Source organism: Blastococcus sp. SYSU D00868 (assembly GCF_054050575.1).
On the sequence record NZ_JBJGZO010000003.1, the window covers coordinates 202,276 to 217,751 of the forward strand.

Here is a 15,476-nt window from a genome sequence, read left to right on the forward strand (position 1 = left end):
CCTACGCCGTGCGCTCCTCCGTCACCGGCATCGTGTCCGCCCGGTCCACGGCCTCGGGCCCGGGCGCCGGGAGGGCGCCGGCCCGAGCGTCCCGCCCCCGGATCCGGACCCGGGCGACCCGGAAGCCGAGCATGCGCTGGAAGTGCCGCAGCCCGTCGGTCAGCTCGTGCAGCCCGCGGCCGTCGAGCAGGTGACGGACCCCGCGCTCGGACAGCTGCTCCACCACGGCCGCGGTCAGGAGGTACCGGGCGTCGGAGTGCTGCCGCCCCTCGCCGAGGGTGATGAAGACGCGCAGCAGGGCCCACTCGCCGTCGTACGGCGTGACGGCGAGGACGAGCGGCTCGCCGTCCGGTCCCTCCGCGACGCTCCACAGGCCCTGCCCGGCCATCTGCGCGTGGTCCTTGCCGAACTGGCGGTACCGGACGTCGGCCTTGACGGTGAGCGCCCGGTCGAGACGGCCGGCGAGGTCCACCTGCTCGGCCCGATCCGGAACGGGCCGCCAGGTCACCCCGGCGCGCTCGGCGGCGCGGATCTTGCGCCGGAGGGTCTGCTTGCGCGCGCCTTCTCGGTACGCGGACGGGTCCGCCGGGACGGGGAGGACGCACGCTCCCGTCGCGGCCAGCGAGAACCAGACCAGGCACCGCCGGGTGAGGTCGTCGCGGATGAGGCGGCCGTCCCGGGTGTCGGCCAGGCGCGCCTCGAGCCACGGCAGCGCCAGCACGTCGCGGACGGCCCGAAGTGCGCGGCGAGGGTGGCCGAGCACGAAGCGGACCGGTCCCGTCCCGGAGTCCCGCCACGAGGTCCAGAACTCGTCGAGCCGCGTCTCGGGGTCGGGTTCCGGCTGACCGGGACCGTCGATCTCCATGTACTCCCCGTATCGGTGTCGATGTACGCGTCGGTGCTGCCCCGGCCGGCTCCGGTACCCGGCGCGGAGGTCAGGCCGGGATGCCCTGGGGCGACCGGGCCGCGGCGCTGCCGAAGAAGGTCTCGTCCTGCTCGGCGCGCAGCCGGTCGACCAGCCGCCCGGGCGGCACCTCGACGTCGGCGTAGCCGATGACCTCGTCCTTGGCGACGTCGCGCAGCAGGCGGCACCCCTCGGCCACGCCCAGCGGCAGCAGGCGCTGCGCGTGCACGACCTCGGCCCGCTCCGCCTCGCCGTAGTAGTGGTAGCCGCCGGGGGCGTCCAGCACCGTGCCGGCCGGCAGGTCCGTCTTGGCCAGCGGCAAGACGTCCACCCGCGGAGCGCCCAGTGGCCGGATCGCCGGGTCGCCGAGCAGTGCGACCCGGGCCACCGTCGTCGGCACCTCGAAGTGGCACAGGTGGTAGGGCGTGTAGAAGCTGTACAGCGGACCGGTGCCCAGCTTGTACAGCTCGAGGTAGTGCCGCTGCTTCGGGTCGTCGTGCTCGGCCAGCACGTAGATGCCGGGGCCCGGCTTGCTGCCGACCACGTAGTCCACGGCGCCGCCCATCGCCCGCAGCTCCTCGACGTCGTACATGCCGGTGAGCTCGTCGACGTGTCCGAGGTGGTCGCGGCCGAGCATGCCCCGCTCGTGCACCGTGAGGCCGGCGGCGTTGGCGACCAGGGCCTCCTCCACGCTCACCTTGGTGCCGTCGGCGAAGCTGGTGACCATCCACGGGTCCTGGCCCCACCGCTCGGCGAAGCCCTGCTGCGTGGTGGGGTTGCGGTACGGGTCCTGCAGGCCCTTGATGTTGCCCGCCACCAGCGGCCGCAGACCGATCTGCCGGACGAAGCGGATGAGGTTCATCTGCACCGCCGGCTGGTCGCCGTCGGCGCCCGAGTAGACGACGCCCGCCGCGTCGGCCTTCGTCACCAGCAGCGGCCCCAGCGTCGCGTCGACCTCTGCGTTGAGCAGCACCAGGTGCTTGCCCCCGGCGATCGCGGAGAGCGCCAGCTCGGCGCCGAACGCGACGGCGCCGGTCGCGTCCACCACGACCTCCACCGCGTCGCTGCCGGTGACCAGCGAGATGTCGTCGGTGATCGCGACAGCGCCCGACGCGGCGATCCGCTCCACGTCGGCCAGCGACTCGGCTGCCTCCGCCGTCCCGCCGGCCTCGCCCACGGCCGCGTGGGCCTTGGCGGGCGTGCGGTTGCAGACCACGCTGAGCTGCATCCCCGGGGTGCTGTTGAGCACTTGGTTGATCAGGCCGCGGGCCATGAACCCCGCACCGACGAGCCCGAGCCGGACCGGCCGACCCTCGGTCTGCCGCCGGTGCAGCAGGGTGTCGACGGCGATCACGCCGGCACGCCCGCGGCGAAGGTGGCGGCGTTCGTCTCGCGGTCGAAGGCCGGCCAGGAGGCGTCCTTGTCGCTGATCACGGTGACCTCCCGCGGCCAGGTCAGCCCGAAGGCCGGGTCGTCGTACCGGTAGCCGATCTCCGCGCCGGGTGCGTACGGGACGCTGACCATGTAGAGCACCTCGGTGTCGTCGGTCAGCGTGATGTACGCGTGTGCGAGGTGGGGCGGCAGGTAGAGCGCGTGCCGGTTCTCCGCGGTCAGCTCGACCATCACGTGCTGGAGGTAGGTCGGTGAGTCGGGGCGGACGTCGACCGCGACGTCGACGATGGCGCCCCGGGTGCACCGGATGAACTTGGACTCGGGGTGCCCGGGCAGCGAGAGGTGCAGGCCGCGCAGCGTGCCGGCCCGGTGGTTCCACGAGACGTTGCACTGTGCGACGCCCGAGCGCATGCCGTGCGCGTCGAACCCGGCCGTGTCGAAGGACCGCGCGAAACCGCCGCGATCGTCGACGTGCGGCTCCATCTCGACCAGGTGGACGCCGGCCACCCCGAGCTCGGTGTACCTCACGGAGCCGCCCAGAACAGCTGGGCGTCGACCTGCGCCGTGCGCATCAGGTACTCGATCTGCTTGAGCCGGGTGTGCCCGCGCCCGGTGAAGGTGGCCTCGTCGAGGTCGATGGACGCGAAGACCCGGTGCAGCTGGGCCGCACCGGCCTTCGCGTCCCAGTCGGTCTCGTACCCGGGGAGGACCTCGCGGATGTGGTCGAAGGCGACGCGATAGCTGCGGTTGTCCGCGCTGGGATCACCGAAGGTGAGCCCGCAGCCCGGGAACTCGGCGGCGACGATCTCGGCGATGTCCCGGACGGTGTAGTTGTTGGACTCGCTGCCCACGTTGAAGATCTCGCCGTGCACCCGCTCGCGGGGGCTCTCCAGCGTCATGCGGATGGCCTTGGCGATGTCCAGGGCGTGCACCAGCGGCCGCCACGGCGAACCGTCGCTGGTCATGACGATCTCGCGCGTCGTCCAGGCCAGGCCGGAGAGGTTGTTGAGCACGATGTCGAAGCGCATCCGCGGGCTGGCCCCGAAGGCGGTGGCGTTGCGCAGGAAGGTCGGCGAGAAGTCGTCGGTCGCCAGGGCGGACACGTCGCGCTCGACGAACGCCTTGCAGCGCGCGTAGGCGGTCTGCGGGGAGACGGGGCTGGACTCGTCGACCGTCCCGTCCGCGACGCCGTAGACGCTGCACGAGGACATGTAGACGAACCGGGGGACGCCGGCCGCCCTCGCCACCTCGGCCAGGCGGACGGAGCCGTGGTGGTTGATGTCGTAGGTGATCTCGCCGATGAGGTCACCGATGGGGTCGTTGGACAGCTCCGCCATGTGCACGACCGCGTCGACACCCTCGAGGTGCGCGGCCTCGAGCCGCCGGATGTCGAGGGCCAGCGTCTCCGGCGTCCGGTCCAGGCCGGGGTAGAGCCAGCCGTGCTTGTAGTACCCGGTGTCGACGCCCAGGACGTCGTGACCGGCGCGCAGCAGTTCCTGCGCGGTGAGACAGCCGAGGTAGCCCTCGGTGCCGGTGACCAGAACTCGCATCGCTGGGACCCTCATTCGTCGACGTCGCGTGCCTGGGCACGCTACCGCGAAAACCAGAGGGCGAGTCACGCTGTGTCACCGGACGGGGGAACGGCATCCTCACCTCTACCACCGCCCTGCTCCACCCCACAGAATGGGTGACCGTGCGTCACGGCCGCGGCAACGGTGCCGCTCGGGCCGGTGCCGCAGGGAGGAGGGGTCGTGCGGGTCGTCCTGTTCTGCGGCGGCTACGGCATGCGGATGCGGGACGACGTCGACGACGTGCCCAAGCCCATGCAGATGATCGGCGACCGGCCGCTGCTCTGGCACGTCATGCGCTACTACGCCCACTTCGGGCACACCGACTTCGTCCTGTGCCTCGGCTACGGCGCCCACCACGTGGTCGACTTCTTCCGCAACTACGACGAGACCCGGTCCAACGACTTCGTCCTGCGCAAGGGCGGCGCCGAGATCGAGCTGCTGTCCTCCGAGATCAGCGACTGGACCATCACGTTCGTGCACACGGGCCTGGACACGCCGATCGGCGAGCGGCTGCGCAGGGTGCGTGAGCACGTCGAGGACGAGGACGTCTTCGCGGCCAACTACGCCGACGTCCTGACCGACGCGCCGCTGGACCGCATCGAGCAGCACCTCCGGGCGAAGGGGGCCGCCGGGAGCCTGCTCGCCGTGCCTCCCCAGGCCGCGTTCCACATGGTCCGCACGGACGCCGACCGCTACGTCGAGGACGTCGTGCCCGTGACCGCGCTGCCGGTGCAGGAGAACGGCGGCTACTTCTTCTTCACCCCCGAGGTCTTCGACCACCTGCACGAGGGGGAGGACCTGGTGACGCACGCGCTCCCGCGGCTGGCCGCCGCCCGCCGCCTGGTCGCGTGGTCGCACCAGGGGTTCTGGAAGCCGGCCGACACGGTGAAGGAGCGCAGCGAGCTCGACACCATGGCCCGCCACCACGCCCGCCCCTGGGCCCTGTGGGCCGAGGCCGGGAACGGGCCGGTCACCGTCCCCCGCAGCACCCTGGCACGCTGACCGCGTGCTCGGCCTGACGCTCGGGCACCGACCGCTGCGCCTCGCGCTCCTCGGCGCCCACTGCGACGACATCGAGATCGGGTGCGGCGGCCTGCTGCTGGACCTGGCCCGGCGAGGTGCGCTCGGCTCGGCCGACGCGCTCGTCGTGGCCTCCACGCCGGAGCGGGAGGCGGAGGCGCGGGGCGCGCTGTCGGCGTTCTGCGCGCCCGCCGAGTGCGCCGCGGTCTTCGGCGGGCTCCCCGACGGCCGGCTGCCGGGCCACTGGAGCGAGGTCAAGGACCTCCTCCAGCGGTTCGCCGCCCGTGCTGCAGCGGCCGACGTCGTCCTCGCCCCCTCCCCCGCGGACGCCCACCAGGACCACCGGCTGCTGGGCGAGCTGGTCCGCACCGCCTTCCGCGACCACCTCGTCCTGCACTATGAGATCCCCAAGTGGGACGGCGACCTGGGCGCGGCCCGCCCGCAGGCCTACTGGCCGCTGGCCAGCGACCTCGTCGAACGGAAGTACGACCTGCTGCACGAGCACTACGTCTCGCAGCGCGGCCACGACTGGTTCCGCCCGGACACGTTCGCCGCGCTGTCACGGCTGCGCGGCATGGAGTGCCGCGCCGACCACGCCGAGGCGTTCAGCGTCCCCGCGGTCGTCCTCGGCCCCCCGGTGCCGCCCCGGGAGGGCGGGGGGTGAGGCGGCCGGCGTCCGCCGTCAGTCCTGCCAGACCTTCCACTCGGCCTTGCCGTCGTCCCAGAGGCCGTTGAGCTCCTTCCAGTCGCGGAAGGTGTCCATGCCCATCCAGAAGCCCTCGTGCCGGTGGACGCCGAGCTGGCCGTCCCGGGCGAGCTGCCCCAGCGGGCGGTGCTCGAGCATCTCGTCGGTGGCGTCGGCGTCCAGGTACTTGTCCACGAACTCCCGTTCGAAGAAGAAGAAGCCGCCGTTGACGTAGCCGGTCTGCGGCTGCTTCTCGTTGAACGCGGTGACGTCGTCGCCGTCGATGACCATCTCGCCGTAGCGGCCGCCGGGGTGGACACCGGTGAGCGTGCCGAGCTTGCCGCTCGACACGTGCGTGCGCAGGACGCTGGGGATGTCCACGGCGCCGATGCCGTCGCCGTACGTCAGGGCGAACCGCGGCGCGTCGAGGTACTGGGCGACGCGGGCGATGCGGGCGCCGGTGGCCGTGGTGAGCCCCGTCTCGGCGAAGGTGATCTGCCAGTCCTCGTCGCCCAGGGCGGTGTGGAACTCGAGCTCGTGGTCACCGCGCAGCCGCAGGGTGAAGTCGTTCATCCGCGACCGGTGGTCGACGAAGTACTCCTTGATCATGTCGCCCTTGTAGCCCAGGCACAGCACGAACCGGCGGAAGCCGTGGTGGCTGTAGGTCTTCATGATGTGCCACAGGATGGGCCGGCCACCGATGTCGACCAGGGGCTTGGGCAGGTGCTCGCTGGCCTCGCGCAGCCGGGTGCCCATCCCGCCGCAGAGGATGACGACCGGGATGTCGGCGGGCGACACGGACTCCGATTCGGACATGGGTGTCTCCTGTCTCTGCTGCTGCTGTCGGGGGTGGGTGGCGGAGATGACCAGCGGGGTGTCGCGGTCGGTCATCCGCCGGCTCCGCGCACCACCGAGCTGACGGTGCGCAGGATGATCTTGAGGTCGAGCCAGAGCGACCAGTTCTCGATGTAGTAGTTGTCGAACCGCGCCCGGTCGGCGATCGAGGTGTCACCGCGCAGGCCGTGCACCTGGGCCCAGCCGGTCAGGCCCGAGGGGACCCGGTGCCGCGCCTCGTAGCTGGGGTAGGCGTTGCGGAACTCCTGGACGAAGTGCGGGCGCTCCGGCCGGGGCCCGACGACGCTCATGTCCCCGCGGAGGATGTTGATCAACTGCGGCAGCTCGTCGAGCGAGGTCTTGCGCAGCAGCCGGCCGACCGGGCTCAGCCTGGCGTCGTTGGCGATGTTCCACGTCGTTGCGGCCTCGTTGTCGACCGGTCGCAGGGAGCGGAACTTGAGGACGTCGAAGGTGCGCCCGTCGACACCGACCCGCTCCTGGCGGAAGAGCACGCCCTTCCCGCCGTCGATGCGGACGACGAGCGCGAGGAGCAGCATCAGCGGCGCGAGCACGAACAGGGCGCCGCCGGCGAAGGCGATGTCGAACAGCCGCTTCACCCGCCAGCTGCCCGTGCGGTAGGGCGAGCGGCGCAGCCGCACGAGGGGCAGTCCCCAGGCGGTGTCCATCTCGGAGTCGACCTGGTGCAGCTCGAACAGCCGCGGCACGACGAACAGCTCGCAGCGGAACCGGTCGCAGGTGCGGATGAGCCGCACCATCTCCGACTCCTTCATCGAGGAGAACGCGACGACGACGTTGTGCACGTTCCCGCGCCGCAGCACGTCGGGGAGCGAAGCGGGCCCGCCGAGCACGGGCAGCCGGGGCGAGTCGCTGATCATCCAGGGGTCGCCGTCCAGGAAGCCCATCGGGTGCAGGCCGTACTCCGGGTGGTCCTCGAGGATCTCGGCCACCTGGTGGCCCACCCGTCCGGCGCCGACGATCAGGGTGCGGTGCACCACCAGGCGGCGGGCGCGCAGCCGGCGGACGAGGGCGTAGCCGATGCCCCGCAGGACGATCACCAGCACGCCGATCAGCAGCGCCCCGCTGAGGAACCGCCAGTCGACGATGTAGTCCTCCCACAGCGCGTTGGACCACAGGATCTGCCCGAGCACCGCGACGCCGGCGGCCAGGAGCCACCGGCCGACCAGCGCCGGCAGGTCGTCGAGGACCGACAGCGCGAGGCGCGACCGGTACAGCCGCGCCTGGGACAGGCAGACGAGGAAGACCAGGGCGAATGCGGCCGTCTTGCGCAGCGGCGAGTCGTCGCCGACCTCACGGCCGATCCACTCGGCGGCGAGGACGCCCACGCCCACGGCCACCAGGTCCGACGCGAGCAGCAGCGGCAGGACGCCGTACCGGGAGAGCCGCGTCCACAGCGCGGCGCGGCCGGTCGGTTTGAGCCCCTGTTCCTCGAGGGTCCGGTCGGCGGAGAGGGGGAGCTCCGGGAGCGGGGCGGAGGGGTGGGTGCCGTCCGGCGTCTGCCCGGCCCGGGCCTCCCCAGCCCGCAGTTGTCTCGGAGTCGCCGTCACGCCGCCTCCCCTTCCTCTCTCGAAAGCCGCTGACGACGAGTCCTGCGTCGGAAAGCTCCCGCCCGGTCACGCTGTGCTGATCCGTAGCGCACCGTAACGGCCTCCGAGGACCCGGACCGGCGGTTCGGACACGTCGTCCTGCACGTTCGTCCTGCTACCTCCGAGGAGGACGGCGGTTCGTCACGGAGCGCGATGGACCCCGTGAGGAGGGCGAGGCTCCTCTGTCACGAGCCGGTGTCCATGCGGTGAACGCCACGGAAACGGCGGCGCGGGGCGTGTCCAGGAAGCGGCCGGGTGCGGACGGAGTGAGCCGGCGCGGCTACCGTTCCGTGCGCCCACCGGGGCGCCGCCACCCGACGGACATGTGGAACGCACCGCCCCGCACGGACCGAGAGGACCCTGCTGACGATGAGCTCCCCGGCGAGCGTCTCCCCTTCCGCCGCCCCTTCTCCTGCGTCGGCCGCGGGAGGCGCGGACGGCGCCCCCGAGGTCACCGTCGTCGTCCCGGCGCGCAACGAGGAGGCCACGATCGAGGCCTGCCTCGACTCGGTGCTCGAGCAGACCGGGGTCGACCTGGAGGTGATCGTGGTCGACAACGGCTCCACCGACACGACCGGCGAGATCCTGCGCCGGCGGGCCGTGGCCGATCCGCGCGTCCGCGTGCTCACGCGCCCCCAGCCGTCCATCCCCGGCAGTCTCAACGCCGCCCTGGCCGCCGCCCGGGGCCGGTGGCTGGTCCGCGTCGACGCGCACTCCACCATCCCCCCGGGCTACGTCGCCCACGCCGCGGCGCGGCTGCGCGAGGAGCGGTGGGTCGGGGTGGGCGGCCGGAAGACCGCCGTCGGGAGCACGCCGGCGGGCCGCGCGATCGCGGCGGTGCTGAACTCGCCGCTCGCCGTCGGCGGTTCGGTCTACCACTACGGCACCGAGGAGACGGTCGTCGACCACGTCCCCTTCGGCGCCTACCCGGTCACGCTGGCGCGTGAGCTGGGCGGCTGGGACGAGGACGTCGCGAACAACGAGGACTTCGAGTTCGACCAGCGGCTGCGCACCCGGGGCGAGCTGCTGTTCGACCCGGCGCTGGAGATCGCCTGGCACGCACGACCGACGGTGGGCGCGCTGTTCCGGCAGTACCGCCGCTACGGCCGCGGCAAGCCCGGGGTGGCGCTGCGGCACCCCGGGAGCGTGCGCATCCGCCACCTCGCCCCGCCCGCGCTCGTTGCCTGGCTGGCCGGCAGCGCGGTGCTGTCGGCGCGCCGGCCCGTGCTGGCCGCGGCCGGGGTCGCCCCCTACGCGGTGGCGATCGCCGCCGCCGGCGCGCTGGTCGGGCGATCGTGCCCGCCGGGCACCGACCGGCGCACGATCCCGGCCGCTCTGGCCGTGATGCAGGTGGCGTGGGGCATCGGGTTCTGGGAGGGCGTCGCGGAGCTGGCGCGGGACCGCGCCACCCGCGGCTGACGGCGGGGGTCAGAGCGGCCGGCCGTACCGATCGGCGATCATGCTCCGGTCGAGGTCGGCGACGCGGGCGGCGCCGGCCACGGACATGACGTGCCGGAGGTCGTCGGTCAGCGCCTGCAGCGCCTCCTCCACCGCGGCGGCGCCGCCGCTGGCCAGCGCCCACAGCACCGGCCGGCCGACGAGCACCGCGTCAGCGCCGAGCGCCAGCGCCACGAGCGCGTCGGTGCCGGTCCGGATGCCGCCGTCGACCAGCACCGGCACGGTCCCGCCGACGGCGTCGACCACCTCGGGGAGCGCGTGCGCCGCGGCGACCGCCCGGTCGAGCTGGCGGCCGCCGTGGTTGGACACGATGACGCCCGCGGCGCCGGCGGCCACGCAGCGCCGCGCCTCGTCGCCGCGCAGGACGCCCTTGACGACGACGGGCAGCCCGCTCACCTCCGCCAGCCGCGCGATCACGTCCGGGGTCATCGACGGGTCCTGCTCCGCGGCCTCGCGGCCGATGGACCCCGGCAGCAGGTGCTGGGCCAGGTTGACGAGGAAGTGGTCGTCCGGGACGGCGATGCGGACGCCGGAGACCCGCCCCTTGCGGCCGACGTACGGGGTGTCGACCGTGAGCACCACGGCCCCCGCGCCCGCGGCGGCGGCGCGGCGGACCAGCGCCTCGGTGAGCCCGCGGTCGCGCATCACGTAGGCCTGGAACCACCACGGGGCGGTGGTGGCGGCGGCGACGTCCTCGACGGTGCGCGACGAACGCGTGGAGAGCACCAGCCCCGCTCCGGCCCGCCCCGCCCCCTCGGCGGTGGCGCACTCGGCGTCGGGGTGGGCGAGGCCGTGGAAGGCCATCGGCGCCACCAGGAGCGGCGAGCCGAGGTCGGCGCCGAGCAGCGAGGTGCGGAGGTCCACCGAGGAGACGTCGTTGAGCACCCGCGGGCGCAGCCGGAGGTCGCGCCAGGCCTGCACCGCCTCTCCGGCGGTGATCTCCTCACCGGATCCCGCCTCGTAGTAGTCGAAGACGCCGGGCTCGAGCAGGTTGCGCGCCCGGTCGAGGTGGCCGGCGAGGATCGGCAGCATGGCGGCAGTGTCTAGCACGCCGCGGTGGCCTCACCGGCCCCGGGAGCAGCGGGTACCCCGCAGCGTCGTCGTGTCATGACGCCGAGTACCGGCGCGCCGGGTACAACTCCCCCATGCTCCTGGTCCTGGCCCTCTGGTCGACCGCCGCCCTCCTCCTGGGCCTGCTCTTGGGCGCCGGCCTGCGGCGGGCGGGGGTGGCGACCGACCGGGGGGACGGATCGGACCTCGAGGGAAACCGCCCGCATCCCGGAGCGACCGAGGGTGACGGGGTGCCGGTTCCGCTCTGAGACGCGTCCAGGTCCCGTCTCGCTCACGCACGGTGCCGAGGCGAGTGTGCGCTGCGAGGGCAACGCTGTCAGCGGTTGACGATGGACCCTGGGGCGCCGAGCCTCGGCCGAGTGACTGTCGTGGCGTCGGACTCCGACTCCTCGACACCCGCTGCCCGCACCTGGGACGGCAGCCGGCTCGCACGCAGAGGCCTGCTTGTACGCGGGGTCCTCGTCGCCGCCCTCGGGTTCTGCGCCTGGCTGCTGCTGGCCGCTCTGGCCGGCCATGCGCGGGCCGACGGCTCGACCTCGCCGGAAGCGGGCCGGCCGCCCGAGCTCGCCTCCTCGGAGTGGCAGCCCGAGCCGGAGCCGGGATGGCGCCCCGCACCCGAGGCTGAGCCCGAGCCCGAGTGGCAGCCTCCGCCCGAGCCGCAGTCGGAGCCTGAGCCCGAGTGGCAGCCGGAGCCCCAGCCCGGGCCAAACCGGGAGCCCATGCCCGAGCCGGAGCGGCAGCCCTCGCCGCTCCCGTCGCCGGACGTGCCGCCGACGCCCGAGGCGGAGCCGACCGGTGTGCTCCCGCCGCCGGCGGCGGAGCCGGTCGGCCTGCCCACGGCGCTGCCGTCGGAGGAGGCGCCCGCGCCGGTGGACGCGGTCTCGCCGGCGCCGGCCGAGGTCGCCCTCGCGCCGGAGACGGAGGAGCCCGTCGTCCTCGAGGCGGTCGCGGTCGCGACCCCGGCCGACGTCCCCCCGCCTCCGTGCGGGGCCGGCGTGCCGCCCTCGGTCGGCACGCCGGCCACGGTCGGCGCTCCGGTTCCGGCCGACGGACCGGTGTGCCCTGCGGCCGATCCGCTGCCCGAGGCCGCCGCCACGTCGGTGGTCCTCGCCGCGATGTCGGCCGCCGACGCCTCGGGGCCGTCCTGCATGCCGGTGGTCCCCGCGCGCGGCGCCGACGCCGGCGCGGTGAGTCCGGCGTCGAGGTCTGCCGGCTCGCCGTCGGGCGCCGCCGCGTCGTCCCCCGCCGGTCTCGCGTCCGCGCACGCCGTGGCGCCGACGCGCGACCCGACTCCGCTCGCCCCGACTCCGCTCTCCCCGGCGTCGAGCCCCGGCCCGGCGCCGGCCCCACCGGCGCCCACCTCGAGCGCGGCGGGCGGCTGCGGCCCGGGCGGCCCCGGTTCGCCCGAGCGCTCGAAGGGTGACCTGTGGGCCGTCGTCCCCGGCGCCCTCCGTGCGAGCGAGCCCGGGAGCGGCGTCGCTCCCTCCCGCGCGGGCGTGTTCGACGCCGTCACCGGCCTGGCGGACGACCCGGTGGTCCGCCCCGGTTGACCCGGGTCCAACAGCACCCTCCTGCCTGCGCCCCCGCCGGCTCCTCCGGCGTGATCCCCTCCCGCGCGATCTCGTTCGCCGCGGACCCCAGCACCCCGGCCAGCACGGCCGGTCTCTCGTCTCGGTCTCAGGACGTGAACCATGCAGTCGACCGTGTGCGGCGACGTCCGCACCTCTCTCCTCCTCCCCCGCCGACGGCCTCGGGTCGCGGCTCCTCCTCCCGCCCGCTGTTCCGACGGGGAGCGGTCATGTCCCTGACCACCCACGACCGGCCCCGGCCCGCCGCGGACTCGCCCCTCAAGTCGCTGGTGGACCGCCTGGGCGCCGTCGTCCTGCTGGCGCTGATAACGCCGTGCCTGGTGCTCATCGCCGCCGCGCTGTGGCTGACCGGTGACGGCCGCGTCCTCGACCGGGAGCCCCGGATCGGGCGGGGCGGGCGGGAGTTCGCGCTGCTCCGCTTCCGCACGACGGTGGACGGGTTCCCGGCGACCGCGGCGGCCGGCATCCGGACGTCGTTGCGTCGGGCCAAGCTCGACGAGCTGCCGCAGCTGCTCAACGTGGTGGGCGGCCAGCTCTCCTTCGTCGGGCCCCGCCCCGTCGTCGCAACGGGCGGGCAGCCGCGTCCGCCCGGGGACCTCAAGCCCGGCATCATCGGGCTCTCGGGGCCTGGCGGGTTCCGCCTCCCGCACTCGCGTGTGGTCAGCGTCGAGCGCTATGCGCGGGACTGGTCGCTCCGGCTGGACGCGGCCATCCTCTGGTGCGCGCTGCGGCGGGGGCTTCACCGGCCCCGCCACTGAGGCCGACCGGCCGGGGCGTCGCGGTCAGCCGCGAGGTCCCGGCCGGGGGTCGTCGGGTGGGACAGGGGGTTCTCCGGCGGGCGGGAGCTCCCTGTCCGGCCAGCCGTACCAGGCGGCGAACTCGGCGGCGTCGGGGATGGCCAGGGTCCGGCCGGACGACCGGCGGAACCGGCGCCGGGTGCCCTCGGGGTCCTCGGCCTCGGCCGCCTGCTCCTCGGCGCCGCGGATGGCCCGGCCCATGACCACCACGAGGAGGGCAGCGGAGATCAACCACACCAGTCCCAGCACCAGCAGAGACGTCATGGGTCGTCCCGTGGTCGCACCGCTCCTGGTGGGCGGGCTGCCCACGACACCCGGGGTGCGGCTCCCGGATGGTCACCCGCCGCGTGTCAGCCGCTCAACAGCGGTCCGGCTCCGTGCCGAGCGGCGACTGCGCAGCGCGGTCACCCGACACGCGAATGCGACGACGGTCGGCGGATCAGCCGCCGAGGGACCACCAGTCGTCGAGGGCGTGGGCGTGGTCCACCGAGCAGGCACGCCGGCCGCGGACTCGGAAGCGCGGCGAGGGCAGCTCGCGGCCACACCACTCGCAGCGACGGCGGGCGTCGAGCACGCGCGTCGTCCAGTCCAGCAGACCCGGCATGGTCGCCCACCCCTGTACGCAGTCCGGTCCCGGCCCCCCGAAGCGGCGCGGCACCGCAACGGATTCAGCGTAGGGCAGGCGGCAGCGTCGTGAGGTACTCGGTCAGGGCCTCGCGCCAGTCCCGCGGGCGGGAGCCGGTGGCGGTCAGCTTGGCCAGGTCGAGGAGGCTGTTGAGCGGCCGCGGCGCCGCCTCGGGCTTGCCGGCGAAGTACTCGGCGGTGCTCACGCGGCGGACCGCCGACCGGGGCCGGCCGCGGGCCTCGAAGACGATCTCGGCGATCTCCGCCCAGGTGCTCGGCGGGCCGTCGGAGGTGACGTTGTAGGTGCCGAACGGCGCCCCGGCGCCGACGAGGTGGGCGACGGCGGCGGCGAGGTCGTCGGCGAAGGTCAGCCGCCCGACCTGGTCAGCGACCACGGCCGGCTCGACGCCGCGGTCGGCCAGCGAGGCCATCGTGCGGACGAAGTTGTGCCCCTCCCCGACGACCCAGCTGGTGCGCAGCACGTAGTGCCGGTCCACGGCGGCCGCCTCGCGGTCGCCGTCGGCCTTGCTCCGCCCGTAGACGCTCAGCGGCGCGATCGGCAGGTCCTCGGGCATCGGGCCGGGGTGGGTGCCGTCGAAGACGTACTCGGAGGAGAAGTGCACCAGGGTGGCGCCGGTCTGCTGGGCGACCCCGGCGAGGTTCGCGACGGCGTCGACGTTGGCGGCGCGGACGGCGGCGAGGTTGGCCGGGTCCTCCGCGGCGTCGACCGCGGTCCAGGCGGCGGCGTTGAGCAGCAGGCTGACGCCGGTCCAGTCGTGGCGGGCGACCGCGGTCGCGTCGGCGACATCCAGGCGCGCGCGGTCGAGCAGCTCGGCGTCCGGGAAGCGGCGGGCCAGGGCGCGGCCGACCTGGCCGCCGGCACCGAGGACGACCGTCCGCGGGCCGCTCACTGACCGCGTGCGGAGTAGGCGGCCTCGACCTGGTCCTTGAGGGGACGCCACCAGTCCTCGTTGGCGCGGTACCAGTCGACGGTGGCGACCAGGCCCTCCCGGAAGTTCGTGTAGCGCGGGGTCCAGCCGAGCTCGTCGCGCAGCTTGCTGGCGTCGATCGCGTAGCGCAGGTCGTGGCCGGCGCGGTCGGTCACGTGGTCGTAGGCGTCGGCGGGCTGGCCGAGCAGCTCGAGGACCAGGGCGAGGACCTCGCGGTTGCTCGCCTCGCCGTCCGCGCCGATCAGGTAGGTCTCCCCCGCCCGGCCCTTCTCGAGGATGAGGTGGACGGCGGCGTTGTGGTCCTCGACGTGGATCCAGTCGCGGACGTTCTCGCCGGCGCCGTACAGCTTGGGACGGCGGCCGGTGAGCACGTTGGTGATCTGCCGCGGGATGAACTTCTCGACGTGCTGGTAGGGACCGTAGTTGTTCGAGCAGTTCGAGATGGTCGCGTGCACGCCGAACGAGCGCACCCAGGCGCGGACGAGCAGGTCCGAGGAGGCCTTGGTCGAGGAGTACGGGCTCGACGGGTTGTACGGCGTCTCCGGCGTGAACTTGCGCGGGTCGTCGAGCTCGAGGTCGCCGTAGACCTCATCGGTGGAGATGTGGTGCAGCCGCACCCCGTGCCGGCGGACGGCCTCGAGCAGCGTGTACGTGCCGATGATGTTCGTGTCGAGGAACGGCCGCGGGTCGGCCAGCGAGTTGTCGTTGTGGCTCTCGGCGGCGAAGTGGACGACGGCGTCGGACTCGGCGACCAGGCCGTCGACCAGGTCGGCGTCGCTGACCGAGCCGTGCACGAACCGGATGCGGTCGCGGACGCCGGCCAGCGATGCCTCGTTGCCGGCGTAGGTGAGCGCGTCGAGCACGGTGACGACGTGCTCCGGGTGCTCCCGCACCGTCTGGTGCACGAAGTTGGCGCCGATGAACCCGGCGCCGCCGGTCACGAGCAGCCGCATACG

General features: G+C 74.0%; 16 protein-coding genes. 5 read left to right on the plus strand and 11 right to left on the minus strand.

Annotated elements, in window-relative coordinates; translation table 11 throughout:
* Window position 1 precedes the first annotated feature (1 nt).
* The 4 genes from ACI79F_RS04320 to ACI79F_RS04335 all read right to left on the minus strand — a co-directional run bounded on the left by ACI79F_RS04320 (window position 2) and on the right by ACI79F_RS04335 (window position 3,846).
* Window positions 2–865 carry a hypothetical protein gene (locus tag ACI79F_RS04320; protein ID WP_456544121.1) on the minus strand — a complete coding sequence of 288 codons (864 nt, stop codon included), beginning with the start codon at window positions 863–865 and terminating at the stop codon, window positions 2–4.
* A gap of 70 nt (window positions 866–935) precedes the next feature.
* Entirely contained in the window at window positions 936–2,258 is a 1,323-nt protein-coding gene (locus tag ACI79F_RS04325) for an NAD(P)H-dependent oxidoreductase (protein ID WP_456544120.1), read from the minus strand.
* Window positions 2,255–2,824 (minus strand): dTDP-4-dehydrorhamnose 3,5-epimerase family protein, encoded by a 570-nt coding sequence (locus ACI79F_RS04330; RefSeq protein WP_456544119.1) that lies wholly within the window; start codon window positions 2,822–2,824, stop codon window positions 2,255–2,257. Before ACI79F_RS04330 ends, ACI79F_RS04325 begins: the two co-directional genes overlap by 4 nt.
* Complete coding sequence (locus ACI79F_RS04335; RefSeq protein WP_456544118.1) at window positions 2,821–3,846, minus strand: NAD-dependent epimerase/dehydratase family protein; 1,026 nt, start codon at window positions 3,844–3,846, stop codon at window positions 2,821–2,823. Before ACI79F_RS04335 ends, ACI79F_RS04330 begins: the two co-directional genes overlap by 4 nt.
* 201 nt (window positions 3,847–4,047) lie before the next feature.
* On the opposite strand from ACI79F_RS04335, the gene ACI79F_RS04340 reads away from it, so the two are divergent.
* Together ACI79F_RS04340 and ACI79F_RS04345 are read left to right on the plus strand one after the other, a co-directional pair.
* Window positions 4,048–4,869 (plus strand): glucose-1-phosphate cytidylyltransferase, encoded by an 822-nt coding sequence (locus ACI79F_RS04340; RefSeq protein ID WP_456544117.1) that lies wholly within the window; start codon window positions 4,048–4,050, stop codon window positions 4,867–4,869.
* Between the two features lie 4 nt (window positions 4,870–4,873).
* Window positions 4,874–5,551, plus strand: coding sequence for a PIG-L deacetylase family protein (locus ACI79F_RS04345; RefSeq protein ID WP_456544116.1), 678 nt, complete (start codon window positions 4,874–4,876; stop codon window positions 5,549–5,551).
* Window positions 5,552–5,569: 18 nt separating this feature from the next.
* On the opposite strand, the gene ACI79F_RS04350 is transcribed toward ACI79F_RS04345, so the two are convergent.
* Window positions 5,570–6,388, minus strand: a complete 819-nt coding sequence (locus ACI79F_RS04350; protein ID WP_456544115.1) for a sugar phosphate nucleotidyltransferase — start codon at window positions 6,386–6,388, stop codon at window positions 5,570–5,572.
* Window positions 6,389–6,459: 71 nt separating this feature from the next.
* Entirely contained in the window at window positions 6,460–7,992 is a 1,533-nt protein-coding gene (locus tag ACI79F_RS04355; protein WP_456544114.1) for an exopolysaccharide biosynthesis polyprenyl glycosylphosphotransferase, read from the minus strand.
* Between the two features lie 408 nt (window positions 7,993–8,400).
* Between ACI79F_RS04355 and ACI79F_RS04360 the strand changes: the two genes are divergently transcribed.
* A complete protein-coding gene (locus ACI79F_RS04360) occupies window positions 8,401–9,450 on the plus strand; it encodes a glycosyltransferase family 2 protein (RefSeq protein WP_456544113.1) in 1,050 nt (349 codons plus the stop codon).
* 9 nt (window positions 9,451–9,459) lie between these two features.
* On the opposite strand, the gene ACI79F_RS04365 is transcribed toward ACI79F_RS04360, so the two are convergent.
* Complete coding sequence (locus ACI79F_RS04365) at window positions 9,460–10,521, minus strand: alpha-hydroxy acid oxidase (protein ID WP_456544112.1); 1,062 nt, start codon at window positions 10,519–10,521, stop codon at window positions 9,460–9,462.
* A 758-nt stretch (window positions 10,522–11,279) separates the two neighbouring features.
* Here ACI79F_RS04365 and ACI79F_RS04370 point away from each other — a divergent pair.
* Both ACI79F_RS04370 and ACI79F_RS04375 read left to right on the plus strand, forming a co-directional pair.
* Window positions 11,280–12,110 carry a hypothetical protein gene (locus ACI79F_RS04370; protein ID WP_456544111.1) on the plus strand — a complete coding sequence of 277 codons (831 nt, stop codon included), beginning with the start codon at window positions 11,280–11,282 and terminating at the stop codon, window positions 12,108–12,110.
* A 248-nt stretch (window positions 12,111–12,358) separates the two neighbouring features.
* Window positions 12,359–12,907, plus strand: coding sequence for a sugar transferase (locus tag ACI79F_RS04375; protein WP_456544110.1), 549 nt, complete (start codon window positions 12,359–12,361; stop codon window positions 12,905–12,907).
* Window positions 12,908–12,931: 24 nt separating this feature from the next.
* On the opposite strand, the gene ACI79F_RS04380 is transcribed toward ACI79F_RS04375, so the two are convergent.
* The 4 genes from ACI79F_RS04380 to rfbB form a co-directional block, all read right to left on the minus strand.
* Entirely contained in the window at window positions 12,932–13,210 is a 279-nt protein-coding gene (locus ACI79F_RS04380) for a hypothetical protein (protein WP_456544109.1), read from the minus strand.
* Between the two features lie 175 nt (window positions 13,211–13,385).
* Entirely contained in the window at window positions 13,386–13,550 is a 165-nt protein-coding gene (locus ACI79F_RS04385; RefSeq protein WP_456544108.1) for a hypothetical protein, read from the minus strand.
* Window positions 13,551–13,614: 64 nt separating this feature from the next.
* Complete coding sequence (locus tag ACI79F_RS04390; RefSeq protein WP_456544107.1) at window positions 13,615–14,481, minus strand: SDR family oxidoreductase; 867 nt, start codon at window positions 14,479–14,481, stop codon at window positions 13,615–13,617.
* A complete protein-coding gene (gene rfbB, locus ACI79F_RS04395) occupies window positions 14,478–15,473 on the minus strand; it encodes a dTDP-glucose 4,6-dehydratase (RefSeq protein ID WP_456544106.1) in 996 nt (331 codons plus the stop codon). The genes ACI79F_RS04390 and rfbB overlap by 4 nt, the downstream gene beginning before the upstream one ends.
* Between the last annotated feature and the right edge of the window lie 3 nt (window positions 15,474–15,476).

Bases quoted from the DNA above. Each gene is read 5' to 3' on its own strand.
- ACI79F_RS04365 (WP_456544112.1), bottom strand. From the start codon at position 10,521: ATGCTGCCGATCCTCGCCGGCCACCTCGACCGGGCGCGCAACCTGCTC.
- ACI79F_RS04385 (WP_456544108.1), bottom strand. From the start codon at position 13,550: ATGCCGGGTCTGCTGGACTGGACGACGCGCGTGCTCGACGCCCGCCGT.
- ACI79F_RS04370 (WP_456544111.1), top strand. From the start codon at position 11,280: ATGCCCGAGCCGGAGCGGCAGCCCTCGCCGCTCCCGTCGCCGGACGTG.
- ACI79F_RS04335 (WP_456544118.1), bottom strand. From the start codon at position 3,846: ATGCGAGTTCTGGTCACCGGCACCGAGGGCTACCTCGGCTGTCTCACC.
- ACI79F_RS04350 (WP_456544115.1), bottom strand. From the start codon at position 6,388: ATGTCCGAATCGGAGTCCGTGTCGCCCGCCGACATCCCGGTCGTCATC.
- ACI79F_RS04360 (WP_456544113.1), top strand. From the start codon at position 8,401: ATGAGCTCCCCGGCGAGCGTCTCCCCTTCCGCCGCCCCTTCTCCTGCG.
- ACI79F_RS04380 (WP_456544109.1), bottom strand. From the start codon at position 13,210: ATGACGTCTCTGCTGGTGCTGGGACTGGTGTGGTTGATCTCCGCTGCC.
- ACI79F_RS04375 (WP_456544110.1), top strand. From the start codon at position 12,359: ATGTCCCTGACCACCCACGACCGGCCCCGGCCCGCCGCGGACTCGCCC.
- ACI79F_RS04320 (WP_456544121.1), bottom strand. From the start codon at position 865: ATGGAGATCGACGGTCCCGGTCAGCCGGAACCCGACCCCGAGACGCGG.
- rfbB (WP_456544106.1), bottom strand. From the start codon at position 15,473: ATGCGGCTGCTCGTGACCGGCGGCGCCGGGTTCATCGGCGCCAACTTC.